The sequence below is a fragment of the Kribbella sp. NPDC026596 genome (assembly GCF_040638415.1).
In the GTDB taxonomy this organism is placed as follows: Bacteria; Actinomycetota; Actinomycetes; order Propionibacteriales; family Kribbellaceae; genus Kribbella.
In genome coordinates this window covers 13,240-26,770 of sequence record NZ_JBEZYF010000021.1, presented here as the reverse complement: position 1 = coordinate 26,770, position 13,531 = coordinate 13,240, and the positions used below count along the sequence as shown (strand labels likewise).

At 68.5% G+C, this 13,531-nt stretch carries 11 protein-coding genes; 5 read left to right on the top strand and 6 right to left on the bottom strand.

Annotated elements, in window-relative coordinates; all coding sequences use genetic code 11:
* Window positions 1–46 precede the first annotated feature (46 nt).
* From AB0E63_RS19350 to AB0E63_RS19335, 4 genes are read left to right on the top strand one after another with little or no spacing between them, the layout of a single operon-like run.
* A complete protein-coding gene (locus AB0E63_RS19350) occupies window positions 47–1,411 on the top strand; it encodes an HlyD family efflux transporter periplasmic adaptor subunit (protein ID WP_360367574.1) in 1,365 nt (454 codons plus the stop codon).
* Window positions 1,401–2,093, top strand: coding sequence for an ABC transporter ATP-binding protein (locus tag AB0E63_RS19345; protein ID WP_360367571.1), 693 nt, complete (start codon window positions 1,401–1,403; stop codon window positions 2,091–2,093). The genes AB0E63_RS19350 and AB0E63_RS19345 overlap by 11 nt, the downstream gene beginning before the upstream one ends.
* The gene (locus AB0E63_RS19340) at window positions 2,093–3,325 is read left to right on the top strand and encodes an ABC transporter permease (protein WP_360367568.1); all 1,233 of its coding nucleotides are present in this window, start codon (window positions 2,093–2,095) and stop codon (window positions 3,323–3,325) included. The genes AB0E63_RS19345 and AB0E63_RS19340 overlap by 1 nt, the downstream gene beginning before the upstream one ends.
* A 13-nt stretch (window positions 3,326–3,338) precedes the next feature.
* Entirely contained in the window at window positions 3,339–3,905 is a 567-nt protein-coding gene (locus AB0E63_RS19335) for a hypothetical protein (RefSeq protein ID WP_360367565.1), read from the top strand.
* A gap of 134 nt (window positions 3,906–4,039) precedes the next feature.
* Here the strand turns inward: AB0E63_RS19335 and AB0E63_RS19330 are convergent, their stop codons facing one another.
* Entirely contained in the window at window positions 4,040–5,413 is a 1,374-nt protein-coding gene (locus tag AB0E63_RS19330) for an MFS transporter (RefSeq protein WP_360367562.1), read from the bottom strand.
* A 54-nt stretch (window positions 5,414–5,467) separates the two neighbouring features.
* Window positions 5,468–6,220, bottom strand: a complete 753-nt coding sequence (locus AB0E63_RS19325; RefSeq protein WP_360367559.1) for a glycerophosphodiester phosphodiesterase — start codon at window positions 6,218–6,220, stop codon at window positions 5,468–5,470.
* Between the two features lie 26 nt (window positions 6,221–6,246).
* On the opposite strand from AB0E63_RS19325, the gene AB0E63_RS19320 reads away from it, so the two are divergent.
* On the top strand, window positions 6,247–7,383 hold the full coding sequence (locus AB0E63_RS19320; RefSeq protein WP_360367553.1) for an aminotransferase class V-fold PLP-dependent enzyme: 1,137 nt from the start codon (window positions 6,247–6,249) through the stop codon (window positions 7,381–7,383).
* Here AB0E63_RS19320 and AB0E63_RS19315 read toward each other — a convergent pair.
* From AB0E63_RS19315 to AB0E63_RS19300, 4 genes are all read right to left on the bottom strand, one after another.
* Complete coding sequence (locus tag AB0E63_RS19315) at window positions 7,373–8,224, bottom strand: carbohydrate ABC transporter permease (protein WP_360367550.1); 852 nt, start codon at window positions 8,222–8,224, stop codon at window positions 7,373–7,375. The two genes, AB0E63_RS19320 and AB0E63_RS19315, sit on opposite strands and share 11 nt — an antisense overlap.
* A complete protein-coding gene (locus tag AB0E63_RS19310) occupies window positions 8,221–9,150 on the bottom strand; it encodes a sugar ABC transporter permease (RefSeq protein ID WP_360367547.1) in 930 nt (309 codons plus the stop codon). Before AB0E63_RS19310 ends, AB0E63_RS19315 begins: the two co-directional genes overlap by 4 nt.
* A gap of 126 nt (window positions 9,151–9,276) precedes the next feature.
* Entirely contained in the window at window positions 9,277–10,605 is a 1,329-nt protein-coding gene (locus tag AB0E63_RS19305; RefSeq protein ID WP_360367544.1) for an ABC transporter substrate-binding protein, read from the bottom strand.
* A 79-nt stretch (window positions 10,606–10,684) separates the two neighbouring features.
* On the bottom strand, window positions 10,685–13,462 hold the full coding sequence (locus tag AB0E63_RS19300; RefSeq protein ID WP_360367541.1) for a family 78 glycoside hydrolase catalytic domain: 2,778 nt from the start codon (window positions 13,460–13,462) through the stop codon (window positions 10,685–10,687).
* Window positions 13,463–13,531: the final 69 nt, after the last annotated feature.

The following is a 13,531-nucleotide window of genomic DNA, read 5'->3' as shown; positions in this document are numbered from 1 at the left end:
GAATCGAGCATCACTTCCTCAGCAAGCGGCTTTAGCGTCTGCTGCCATGGTGCTACCCCGCCACAAACTCCGTGGCCTCAGCTTCGTCAACGTGGCCCTGGTGGCCATCGTCCTGACCATCGCCATCACCGCCTACTTCCTCTTCTTCAAGAAGGACCCGCCGGCCGCCAGTGCGACGCGTCCGACGGCGGAGGTGGCCCGTGGCGAGGTGACCGCGAGCGTCAGTTCCAGTGGCACCCTGCAGAGCTCCCAGACCGCGTCACCGCAGTTCGAGACCTCGGGCACGGTCACCCAGATCCTGGTGAAGGTCGGTCAGGTGGTGGCCAAGGGCGCGGCGATCGCCAAGGTCGACCCGTCCGCCGCGGAGCGGCAGCTCCGGATCTCCGACCAGAACCAGATCGCGGCGGCCAACTCGGTCACCGCCGCGCAGGAGTCGCTCGACGACGCCGAGGATGCCGCGCAAGAGGCCGAGGAGGCGTCGGCCTCACCGACCCCGACGGCCACCAACGGACAGCAGCAGACCCAGAGCCAGAACCAGGGCCAGACCCAGAACCCGGAAGTTGCCGTCAGCAACGCCGAGGCGAGCCTGGCCCGGGCCAAGGCGGACAAGGAGCAGGCCGACCAGGACGTCGAGGCGGCCCAGGCCGCGGTCGACGCGACCACGCTCAAGGCGCCCATCGCCGGCACGATCACCGCGATCAACGGCTCGGTCGGCTCGGTCACCGGCGGTTCGAGCTCCGGATCAGGGTCAGGCTCGGGCAGTGGTTCAGGCTCGACCTCAGGTCAAGGTTCAGGGTCCAGCACCTCGAGTACGACGACGACCTCGGGATCCGGCTTCGTGGACATCTCGGACCTGAAGGCGCTCCAGGTCGTCGCGTCGTTCGCGGAGGCGGACGCGATCAAGATCAAGGCCGGCCAGTCGGCGACCGTCACGCTCAACGCCGAACCGGGTACGACGCTCACCGCATCGCTGGCGTCCGTCTCGCCGATCCCGACGACAACCAACGGCGTCGTCTCGTACGCGGCCACCTTCTCCCTGGCCAAGCTCCCGGCGAACACCAGGATCGGCCAGACCGCCAACGTGACCGTCCAGACCGCGAAGGCGACCAATGCCCTCTACGTCCCGACCACGGCGATCGCGACCAGCGGTACGACGTACACCGTGACGATGGCCGACGGCGCGGGGACACGCGAGGTGAAGATCGGCGTCCGTGGCGACAGCTACACCCAGATCGTCTCCGGCCTGAACGAGGGCGACCGGATCGAGCTGCTCCAGGGCGCCATCGGCGGGACCAACAGCCAGACCGGCCAAGGCCGGCAGGGACAGTTCGGCCAGGGGCAGTTCCCCGGCGGTGGCGGCCAGTTCCCGGTCGGCGCGGGTACGGGCGGCGGGGGTAACCGTGGCCGCTGACGCCCTGATCGACATCCGGGACGTCACCAAGACGTACGGCAGCGGCGAGACCGCCGTGCACGCGCTCCGCGGGGTGTCTCTGCGAGTCGCAGCCGGTGAGTACGTCGCCGTGATGGGCTCGTCCGGATCCGGCAAGTCGACCCTGATGAACATCCTCGGCTGCCTCGATGTCCCGAGCCAGGGCGAGTACTGGCTGGACGGCAGCAACGTGGCCCGGCTGACCGAGGACCAGCAGGCCCTCGTCCGCGGCCGCAAGATCGGATTCATCTTCCAGTCCTTCAACCTGATCCCGCGGACCACCGCGCTCGCCAACGTCGAGCTCCCGCTCACCTACGCCCAGCTGCGCCGGGCCGAACGGCGTCAGCGGGCCGGCCGCGCGCTGGAGCTGGTCGGGCTGACCGACCGCGCCGGCCACCGGCCGAATCAGCTGTCCGGCGGTCAGCAGCAGCGAGTGGCGATCGCGCGGGCACTGGCGACCGGGCCGCGGATCCTGCTCGCCGACGAACCGACCGGCAACCTGGACCTGCACTCGACCGACGAGGTGCTGGACATGTTCGACCAGCTGAACGCCGACGGCCGGACGGTCGTGGTGATCACCCACGAGCATGAGGTGGCGGCCCGGGCCCGGCGGCTGATCCAGGTCGCGGACGGCCGGATCGTCGCCGACGAGGTGACTCGCTGATGTCACCTCGCGACCTGTTCGGGGCCGCCCTGCGCGGCCTCAACGCGAACAAGCTGCGCTCCCTGCTGACCATCCTCGGCGTCTCCATCGGCGTCGGCGCGGTCATCGTGCTGGTTGCTGTCGGCAACGGTTCGGGCAAGGCGGTACAGGCCCGGCTGGAGGCGATGGGCACCAACCTGCTCACGGTGTCCACGACCGGCGGTGGCGGCGGCTTCCAGCGCGGCCAGGCCGGCCCGTCGTCCCAGCAGTACAGCCTGACGCTGGCCGACGCCACCGCGCTGGCCGACGAGCGGCTGGCGCCCGACGTGTCCGCCGTCGCCCCGGTGATGACCAGCAGCGGTGCGACGGCGACGAACGGCGACACCAGCTACACGGTGAGCCAGGTGATCGGTACGACGCCGGAGTACATGCCGGCCACCAACACACCGGTCGGGATCGGAGCGTCCTTCACCCAGCAGGACGTCGACGACTCCGAACGGGTGGTCCTGCTGGGGCAGACGACCGCGACCGAGTTGTTCACCCGGCCCGCGAGCGCGGTCGGTCAGACGATCCAGCTCGGCGCCATCGACTTCGTCGTTCGCGGCGTACTGGCGAGCAAGGACAGCACCGGGTTCTCGGACCCGAACGCGACCGCGATCATGCCGATCAGCACGCTCCGCGCGACCCAGGCCGGGTACGGCGCACTCAGCCAGATCGTGGTCCAGGCGGCGGACACCGATCGCGTCGACACCGCGCAGGCGGAGGTCACGCAGTTACTGACCGCACGCCATCAGGTGCCGGCCGATCAGACCTCGCCGTTCCGGATCACCAACTCCGCGCAGATCCTGCAGACCAGCCAGGACACCGCAGCGACCTTCACCGCGCTGCTGGCGACCGTCGCAGCGATCAGCCTGGTCGTCGGCGGCATCGGGGTCACCAACATCATGCTGGTCACCGTCACCGAGCGGACCCGCGAGATCGGCATCCGCAAGGCGCTCGGCGCGCGGCGGCGGACGATCCTCGGCCAGTTCCTGATCGAGGCGACCCTGCTCAGCCTGATCGGCGGTGCGGTCGGGGTCGGCGCCGCGCTGATCGTCACCCGATTCCCGTTGGCCGGCGTGGAGCCGGTGCTCGTGCCGTCGTCGATCGGACTCGCGCTCGGCGTGTCCGCGGCGGTCGGCCTGTTCTTCGGCAGCATGCCGGCGCACCGAGCCGCCGGTCTTCGTCCCATCGATGCATTACGTCACGAGTGAGAGGCAACCTCCGATGAGCAACCAGACGCCCGATGATTTCGCCCAGATCGGGTCCGACGAGGAGGTCGACTCGGCGCTGAAGCCGAAGAAGAGCCTCAACCTGCCGCTGGCGACAGCGATCCTGGCCGGCATCGTCGTCCTGGCCGTCGGCCTGGCCGGTGGCGCGGGTCTGCACGCGGCCTTCGCCTCGGACAGTACGTCGAACCAGCCGCAGGCCGGCGGCCGTGGCTTCGGGAACGGGTACGGCGGCTACCGCGGCCAGAACGGCAACGGGCCGGGCCAGGGCCAGCTGCCGGGCGGCGCCGGCGGTCAGGGCGGCGGCGCGGCGATCGGCACGGTGGTCTCGGCGACCGCGACCGAGCTCGTGGTGAAGACGCAGAACGGCAACGTCACGGTCAAGCTCACCGGCGACACGACGTACGAGATCACCTCGAAGGGCACTGCCACCGACCTCAAGGCCGGCGAGCAGGTCGTCGTCAGCGGCCAGAGCGCCGACGGCTCGATCACCGCAACCTCCGTCCGCCAGGGCGCCTTCGGCGGCGGCTTCCGCAATCCAGGCGCCACCCCCTCCTCCCGCTAGTCCCACAATCCGTGCGCCCGGCCAGCACCCCGGCCGGGCGCACGTCACTTCCGAGTGGCGGTAAGTGCGACAGCGACGGAGTCGATGCCCACGCCGGAGGACGTGCGGAAGCTCGTCGGCTCCGTCGGACCCGGTTAGACGACGGTGGGCTGGGCGTTGCCGGCTTCGGTGATGCCGCGGCGCATGTCGACGCGGGAGAGCAGGATCAGGCCGACGACGAAGAACAGGCCGAGGGCGACGATGGCTGGGCGGTAGGAACCGGTGATCTGGTGGACCAGGCCGAAGACCAGCGTGCCGAGCCAGGACGTGCCGCGCTCGCCGGCCTGGTAGAGCGAGAAGTACTCGGCCTCGCGGCCCTTCGGGATCAGCTGGCTGAAGGCGGACCGCGACAGCGCCTGGGTGCCGCCGAGGACGATGCCGATCGCGACGCCCATGGCCAGGAACGGGACGATCTGGTGGGCGGGCAGCAGGAAGCCGGCGATCACGATCACGATCCAGATCACCAGCCCGCCGGAGATCGTCCGGTGCGCGCCGTACCGCTGGGCGAACCGGCCGAACGCCAGCGCCCCGAAGAACGCCACGAACTGCACCAGCAGGATCGTCGCGATCAGGATCTGGGTCTCGAACCCGAGCTGCTTCTCGCCGTACGTCGATGAGACCGAGATGACCGTCTGGATCCCGTCGTTGAAGAACAGGTACGCGATCAGGAACAGCATCGTCATCCGATAGCTGCGCAGGTGCTTGAGCGTCGCCGACAGCTGCCCGAAGCTCTGGCGCACCAGACTCCCGCTCCGGACTTGGACGACGCTCGTCGGAGGGCGATCCCGCAGACGCAGGAACGGGAAGAAGGTGAACAGTCCCCACCACAGCCCGGCGCTGAGCAGACTGAGGCGGACCGCCGTGCCCTGACTGACCCCGAGCGCGTCGTGCGCGGTGACGAAGGCGAGGTTGACCAGCAGCAGGATGAACCCGCCGGCGTAACCGAACGCCCAGGCGCGGGACGAGACGGCGTCGCGCTGGTCGGGCGGTGCGATGTCGATCAGGATCGAGTCGTACACGACGAGGGACGACCCCAGGCACAGATTGCCGATGAACAGCAGCAGCGCGCCGAGCCCCCAGCGGCCGCCGCCGACGAACACCATGCAGCATGCGGCCAGCGCGCCGGTCCAGGCGAACGCGCACATCAGGAGCTTCTTGCGCGTCAGCCGGTCCGCGATCGCCCCGACCACGGGCAAGAACAGCGCCGACACCAGCGTCGCCACAGTGACGACGTAGAAGGCGAGCGAACCGGGGGAGATGCCCAGTCCCAGGACGTCGAGGTTGGTGTGACAGGGCTTGTCCGTGGTCCCGACGTACCCGCAGGCGGCCTGCTCGGCGACCGAGGTCAGGTACGGCGCGAACAGCACCGTGCCGACCGTGGTCACATAGCCGGAGTTCGCCCAGTCGTAGAGACTGAAACCCCAGTACTCGCGCTTGTCCACCGACGCCGGGGCGGAAAGAAGTCCCATGCGCGGAAGTGTGTCAGGTCCCGGGGACTTAGCGGCGTACCCGCGGATAACACTTCAATCCCACTGGCCGCGCTCGATCAGTACGTCGCGGAGCAGGTCGGTGCGGTCGGTGATGATGCCGTCGACCCCGGCGTCGAGCATCCGCCGCATAGTGGCCGGATCGTCCACGGTCCACACGTGCACTTGCTTGCCCCGGGCATGCGCTCGTTTGATCAGCCCCGGCGTGAGCACGCGGAGCGGTCCGTAGCCCTGGGGGATCTGCAGGCACGCCCCGCCCGCCGGCAGCGCGATCGGGAGGAACCGGATCAGCACGATCTCCCACTCGCCGTACCCGGTGCACAGGCGAGGCCCGAGCAGTTTGCGCATCCGCCGGACGCGGGACTGGGAGAACGACGAGACACAGACCCGGTCGATCGCGCCGGCCGAGCGCAGTACGTCGGCCGCCGGCCGCAGACCGTTCTCCGCCTTGATGTCGAGGTTGAACCGGATGTCCGGGAAGTGCTCGAGCAGCTCGTCCAGCCGGGGGATGGGCTCGTGGCCGTTGATCTTGGCCTTGCTCACCTCGGACCAGGGCAGCTCGGCGATCACCCCGGTCCGGTCGGTGACGCGGTCCAGCTTGCTGTCGTGGAAGGCGATCACGACGCCGTCGCTGGTGGCGTGCAGGTCCGTCTCGAGGTACCGGTACCCCAGATCCACCGCGTTCTGGAATGCGTGCAGCGAGTTCTCGTAGCCGATGTTGTCCGGGTGCAGCGCGCCGCCCCGGTGAGCCATCGCGATCGGCCCGCCGTGGTCGAGGTAGGGATACACGACAGGAAGTATGTACCGTTTGGGTGGTGACGCTACTCACCCCCCGCCCCGACCTCTGGACCCTCGACCCCGAGGTCCTGCACCTCAACCACGGTTCGTACGGCGCTGTGCCGCGCCGGACCCAGGACAGGCTGGCCGCCCTGCGGGCCGAGACCGAGGTGAACCCGATGGCGTGGTTCCGGTCGGTCGCCGGCCAGTTGACCACGAGCCGCCTCGAGCTGGCGTCGTACCTGCGGACCGACCCGGCCGGCTTCGCCCTCGTGCCGAACGCCAGTGCCGGGGTCACAGCCGCGCTCGCCACGCTGCCGATCCGTGCGGGCAGCCGGATCGTCCTGACCAACCACGCGTACGGCGCGGTCCGGTACGCCGCCGAGCGGTTCGGCCGGACCCACCAGGCCGAGGTGGTCGTGGTCGACGTACCGCTGGAGGCCGACGACGAGACGGTCGTGTCGCTGATCGCGGCTGAACTGAAGGATGCCGCCGTACTGATCGTGGACCACATCAGCTCGGGCACTGCTGCCGTGTTCCCGATCGCGGCGCTGGTCGAGGTGTGTCACGACCGCGGTGTCCCGGTCGTGGTCGACGGTGCGCATGCTCCGGCGTTGATCGATGCACCGGCGGCCGACGGCGCCGACTTCTGGACCGGCAACTTCCACAAGTGGCCGGCGTCGCCGCGCGCGACGGCCGGTCTGGTGGTGGCCGAGCAGTGGCGGTCGGCAACGGTTCCGCTGATCGTGTCGTGGTCGGAGTACGACGAGCGCCTGCCGGAGCGGTTCGACATGCAGGGGACGTACGACTACACGCCCTGGATCGCCGCGCCGGAGTCGCTGCGCGTCCTGGCCGAGCTCGACTGGCCGGTACGTCGTGCGCAGCTGAGCGCCATGCTCGACGAGGGGGCGAAGCTGGTGGCGAAGGCGCTCGGGACCGGGGTGGCGGAGGTCGCCCACCCCGCCCCGACGATGCGCCTCGTCGAGCTCCCCTCGACCGTGGACCTCAGCGCGGGCGAAGCGATCAAGGAACGCGTGTCACGCGACCTCAAGGCGGAGATCACCCTGACCGGCTTCGACGGCCGGGGCTTCATCCGCCTCTCCGCCCACGCCTACAACTCACTGCAGGATTACCAGAAACTGTCCGAGCTCCTCCCTGCGGCGCTCACCCCTTGATCGCGCCCGAGGTCAGGCCGGCCACGATCTGACGGTTGAAGAACAGGAACATGATCAGCGGCGGGATCGTGATCAGCAGGATGTCCATGAACAGCAGGTTGTACTGGGTGCTGAACTGACCGGAGAAGTTGTAGAGGGTCAGCTGGACGGTCGCGTTCTTGTCGCCGGGCAGGAAGTACAGCGGATTCACGAAGTCGTTGAACACGTTGACCGACTGGACCACGACGACGGTGATGATGACGGATCTGAGCAGCGGGAAGATGACCCGGAAGAACAACCGCAGCGGCCCGGCCCCGTCGATGATCGCGGCCTCGTCGAGCTCCCGCGGGATGGTCGCGACGAACGCCCGGAACAGCAGGATGCAGAACGACAACCCGAACGCGATCTCGATCAGGATCAGCCCCGGCATGGTCCGGAACAGCCCGAGCTTCTGCAGCACCCAGATCGTCGGTACGACGGCCGGCGGGATGATCAGCCCGGACAGCACCAGGAAGTTGATGAAGCCGTTCCACTTGCTCTTGCGGCGTTGCAGCACGAACCCCGCCATCGCCGCCAGCACCACCATGCCGGTCACACTGGCCACGGTCAGGATCGTGCTGTTGATGAAGGCGATCACCAGCATGTAGTCGCGGGCCTGGACCACCTCGATGAAGTTCTGCACGAACCGGAACTGGTGTGGCCAGGTGAAGTCGAGGTCCGCGGCCTGCGTCCGGTCCTTCACCGCGGTGAGTACCATGAACGCGAACGGGATGACGAACACCACGATCGAGGACACGATCGCGACCGCGCTGAGCAGGTACTTGCGGCCCGGTCTGTGGTTGACAAGCTCGGCGGTGCTCACATGTCCACCTCCTTACGGTTCAGGAACCACGACAGCGGCAGGATGATCGCGGTGACCACCAGGAAGAGGATCACGTTGCCCGCCGTCGACAGGCCGTAGAACCCGGCCTGGTACTGCTTGTAGATCACCGACGAGATCACGTCCGAGGTGAAGCCGGGGCCACCCCGCGTCATCGCCCAGATCAGCTCGAACGACCGCAGGCCGCCGATCAGGGACAGGATGATCACGGTGACGGTGGCCGGCTTGCACAGCGGCAGCACGATCCGGCGGAACGTCTCCCACGACCCGGCGCCGTCCACCCGGGCGGCCTCCATGTACTCGCGCGGGATCGACACGATGCCGGCGATGTAGATCAGGGTCGCCAGCCCGACGCCCTTCCACACGTCGACGGCGGCGATCGACATCAGCGCCCATTTCGGGTCGGTCAGCCACCCGGGGCCGTTGATGCCGATCACCCCGAGTGCGCCGTTGATGATGCCGCGCTCGGGATTCATCAGCACCTGGAACAGCAGGCCGACGCCGACGGTGCTGACCAGCACCGGGAAGAAGACGACCGACCGCAGATACCCGCGCCCCACGATCTGGGACGTCAGCAGAACGGCGAGCAGCAGGCCGAGCACGACCTTGGAGCCCGACGTCACGACGGCGAAGATCAGCGTGTTGGTGAAACCCTTGACCAGCGCGGGCTCCTGGAAGAACGTGACGAAGTTCTCCAGCCCGATGAACTTCGACTCGAACAGGCTCCACCGGGTCAGGCTGTAATAGAACGACGCGAACGTCGGAACCAGGAACAGGACGGCGTAGATCACCGCGGTCGGCAGGTAGAACCAGAACGAGTACGGCGAGTAGACCTTCCCCCCGGCCGCCGAAGCGGCCGGGGTTGCGTCAGCGCCGGTGCGCGGACGGGCCGAGGAGGTGATGGTCATGGGACCTCCCGTCCTGGACTGAGGAGTGGAGGGAGCGCAGCGACTGGAGCGACGAGGGAAGGACGGGAGCAAAGCCCCATGACCCGCCGAGCCGGAGGCGAGGCCAAAAGCACAGTCATGGGACCTTCACCAACCCGCGAGCCCGAGCTGCTGGGCCTGCTTCTTGACGTCCTCGTCGTACCGGGCGGCGCCGTCCTTCGCCTTCCGGATGCCGGACCCGACCTCGACGGTGATCTGCTCCAGGGAGGGGCCCTTCACCGGCGAGAGGAACTCCAGCGCCAGGCTGGACGCGCCCGGCTTGTCGAGGTACGGCTGCATGTCCTTGATCGCCTGCGGTACGTCGTCCGGCAGCGTGCAGCCCTTGACCGCGTACGGACCCGTCGGCGCACCCGCCTCGGACTGGGACTTGCAGCCGTCGGGGCTGGCGACGAAGGCCATGAACTTCTTGGCCGCGTCCAGCTTGTCGCCCTCGGTGGTCTTCGGGATGTAGAGACCGCCCGGCGTCCACAGCGTCAGGCCGTTCTTGCTCGCATCGTCACCAGGCAGTGCGAACAGGCCGACGGTCTTGGCCGCGTCCGGGTAGGTGGCGATCATGTTCGCGACCACACCGGACAGGATCGGGTAGTGCGCACCCTTGCCAGTGGCAAGCATCTTGAGGCCGTCCGGCAGCTTCGCCGAAGCGAAGTCCTTGTTCTCGTACCCGGCGTCATGGACGGCCTCGGTGTGCTCGAAACCCTTCAGCGCGGCCGGCGACGTCGCGTACTTCGCCTCGTTCTTGGTGTACTTGTCGGCGAAGTCCGGCTCGGCGGCGGCCACGTTGTGGAAGTCGCCGAGGACGAACAGCTGCGACGTCCAGGTCTCGCCGTAGGTCTGGATCACCGGCGCGACGCCGCCGGCGGCCTTGATCTTGGCGTTGTTGGCCATGAACTCGGCCCAGGTCGTCGGTACCTGCAGCCCGAGCTTGGTGTAGACCGGGATGCTGTAGAGCACCGCGCCGCCCATGAACCCGCCGACGGGTGCGCCGTACACCTGGTCGTCGGCGGTCACGGTCTTCTTGAAGTTGTCGTCCAGGTCGGCGACCCACGGCTCGTCGTTCATCGACAGCAGGTTCTTCTGCGGTGCGATCGCATTGAACAGTGACCCGGTGTTGTAGTTGAACACATCGACCATGTCCCCGGTGGACAACCGGGTCTTGATGATGTTGTCGCCCTCGGTGCCACCGGGACGGGTCTCCACCTTCACGGTGATGGTCGGGTTCTTCGCGTGGAAGTCCTTGGCGAGCTGCTCGGCTTCCTTGACGTCCTGATCCTGATTCGTGGTCAGGTACGTGATCTCGACCGAGCTTCCACCGCCCGCGTCGTCACTGGAACCGAGACTGCCCGCGCTGCACGCGGTCAGGGCGAGCGAGCAGACGGCAATGACGGCCAGTCCTCTCGCGCCTGGGCGGAACGTCATCATGACCTCCAAGTGGATGTTTCTTCAGGGCATCTGCAGCGGGGCGGACATCGGTGCAAAGGTTCAGTTGTGAGCAGGATCAGTTGTCGAGCAGGGCGTCGAGTTTCGCCTGCAGGGCTTGGGTTGCGGGGGAGAAGTCGCGCCGGCTGATCGCGTCGACCAGCTGGCCGGCCGGCAGGTCGAGGTAGCGCTCCAGCCGCGCGGCCAGGTCGGCGTCGTCGGTGACGACGTCGGCCTCGACAGCCGCGGCCACGAGGGCGTCCCAGCTGGACTCGTGGTCGATGAGCTGCCGGACGGTCGGTTCGGCGGCCAGCCCGGGCGTCTCGCCGGCCGGGTCCGTCGCGGTCCATTCGTGCGTGCCGTGCCCGACCTCGACCGGCTCACTCTCACCCGGTACGGCGACCTTCGCCGTCGACCCGACCGGCACGGTCACGCTGAGCCGGATCTCGCCGTCGGACCGGGTCCACTCGACCGCGGCCTCGCCGTACGGCGTGACGTGCTTGGCGGACGCCTTCGTGAGGTGCGAGGTGAAGAGCGGGCGTACGTCGATCGTCCGGTAGCCGGGGTCGGCGGCAGCCAGCCCGGCCACGCGACGGTGCAGCCAGTCGGCGACGGCACCGAGGGCGTAGTGGTTGAACGACGTCATCTGGCCGGGGTTGATGCTGCCGTCGGGCAGCATGCTGTCGAAGCGTTCCCAGATCGTCGTCGCGCCCATCGTCACTGCGTACAGCCAAGAGGGGCAGCCTGTCTGTAGCAGAAGGCGGTACGCGAGGTCAGGATGTCCGGAATCGGCCAGTGCGTCCGCGACCAACGGCGTACCGACGAATCCGGTACTGATCCGGAAGCTCGCCGTCCGGATCAGATCGGCGAGGCGCTCGCCGGCCCGCTGACGCTGGGTCTCGGTCGGCAGCAGGGCCCACTGCAGCGCAAGGGCGTAGTTCGTTGCCGCGTCACTCAAAACCCGTCCGCCCTCGGTGGCGTACTCGCTGGCGAAGGCCTGCCGGACGCGCGCGGCCAGGTCGGCGTACTCACGGGCCAGGTCGGCGTCGCCGACGACCTCGGCGGCCTTGGAGACCACTTCGGCCGAGCGGGCCAGGTGGGCGGTCGCGAGCACGTCCGGGTCCGCCTTCGCGCGGAACGGGTTCTCCGGCGGCGCGGTCGGGTCGAGCCAGTCGCCGAACTGGAAACCGCCGGACCAGAGCAGGTCGCTGCCGGCCAGGTCGGCCATCTTGTCGACCCACGCGCGCATGCTCGGCAACTGCCGGGCGAGCAGCCCGGCGTCGCCGGTGCGCTCGTAGATCACCCAGGGCACGATCGTTGCCGCGTCACCCCAAGCCGCGGTGGCGGGGGCCTTGTTCTTCAGGACATCCGGTACGACGTACGGCACCGAGCCGTCCTTCTGCTGCTCGGCGGCGAGGTCCGCGAGCCAGTTCGTGAGGAAGCCGGCGCTGTCGAACAGGAAGCTCGCCGTAGGGGAGAAGACCTGGATGTCGCCGGTCCAGCCGAGCCGCTCGTCACGCTGCGGGCAGTCGGTCGGTACGTCGAGGAAGTTGCCACGCATGCCCCAGACGACGTTCTCGTGGAACCGGTTCAGCAGGTCGTGTGACGAGTCGAACCAGCCGGTTCGCGTCAGGTCGCTGCCGACCACGATCGCCTCGAGGTCTTCCTTGCGCAGCTCGCTGACGCCGGTGACCTCGGCGTACCGGAAGCCGTGGAACGTGAGCGGCGAGTCGAGGGTGACCTCGTCGGAACCGGCCAGGACGTAGGTGTCGGTGGCCTTGGCGGTCCGGAGCGGCCGAACCCCCAGCTCGCCGTTCTCGAGCACCTCCGCGTGCCGCAGGACGATCTGGTCGCCTTCGGCGCCACCACGGACGGTCAGCCGGACCCGGCCGACCAGGTTCTGGCCGAAGTCGACCAGGGTCTTGCCCGACGGCGACGTACTGATCTCGACCGCGGGCAGGACCTCGGTGATGCGGACCGGCGGGCCGTCGGGTGCGACGAGCAGGCTGAGGTCGGCGTCGAGGACATCCACCGGCCCGGCTTCTCCCGGCGTACGGCGGAGGTCCGTGCTCTGGCCGTCGTACAGGTCGTCGGCCGTGATCGCGCTCTCGCGGGTGGTCCAGGTGCCGTCGCTGCCGATCGTGTGAAGCCGGCCGTCGGACGTGGTGACCTCGAGCTGGGCGAGGACTGCGAGGCGGGTGCCGTACACCTGGTCCTGGTCCTGGAAGCCGAGCCGGCCGCGATACCAGCCGTTGCCGAGGAGGAACTCCAGCTGGTTCGCACCGTCCTTGACGAGGCTCGTCACGTCGTAGGTCTGGTAGCGGAGCCGGTACTGGTACGCCGTCCAGCCGGGCGCGAGCTCTTCGTCGCCGACCCGCTCGCCGTTCAGCTCGGGACGGTAGACGCCGTGCGCGGTCGCGTAGAGGCGGGCCTTCACGATGCCGGCCGGCAGATCGGCGACACCGGCGATCAGGGGAGCGGGAGAGCCGAGCGCGTTGTCGCGCGGGCTCACGAACTGCGCGCTCCAATCGGCTGGGTTGAGTAGACCGGCCTCGACGGTCGCGGGCTCACTCCACTCACTCCAGTCGTCGTTGCCGCGGACGCGCACCCGAACCTGCGCGGACTCGCGGGACTCAAGCGGATCGCCCGGCCAGGACACCAGGACCTGGTCGGGGGACTGGACGGTGTAGACCTGCGTCGTGCCCGTGCTGATCTCTACCTCGTACGCCGTCTGCGCGTAGCCGGCGTCCGCGGCCGGGACCTGCCAGGACAACCGTGGCGTCGCGGTGCCGATCCCCAGGACGGGGGCGGCCCGATGCTCGAAGCGGAGAGACGTGGGTGCGGCGAGGTTCGACATGTGACTCCTACCGACGAGTGAAACGATTCATTGGGTGCTCCGACGAAACATCTCGTGCTGTTGCGGATT

Bases quoted from the DNA above. Each gene is read 5' to 3' on its own strand.
- AB0E63_RS19350 (WP_360367574.1), top strand. From the start codon at position 47: ATGGTGCTACCCCGCCACAAACTCCGTGGCCTCAGCTTCGTCAACGTG.
- AB0E63_RS19340 (WP_360367568.1), top strand. From the start codon at position 2,093: ATGTCACCTCGCGACCTGTTCGGGGCCGCCCTGCGCGGCCTCAACGCG.
- AB0E63_RS19335 (WP_360367565.1), top strand. From the start codon at position 3,339: ATGAGCAACCAGACGCCCGATGATTTCGCCCAGATCGGGTCCGACGAG.
- AB0E63_RS19330 (WP_360367562.1), bottom strand. From the start codon at position 5,413: ATGGGACTTCTTTCCGCCCCGGCGTCGGTGGACAAGCGCGAGTACTGG.
- AB0E63_RS19310 (WP_360367547.1), bottom strand. From the start codon at position 9,150: ATGACCATCACCTCCTCGGCCCGTCCGCGCACCGGCGCTGACGCAACC.
- AB0E63_RS19305 (WP_360367544.1), bottom strand. From the start codon at position 10,605: ATGACGTTCCGCCCAGGCGCGAGAGGACTGGCCGTCATTGCCGTCTGC.
- AB0E63_RS19300 (WP_360367541.1), bottom strand. From the start codon at position 13,462: ATGTCGAACCTCGCCGCACCCACGTCTCTCCGCTTCGAGCATCGGGCC.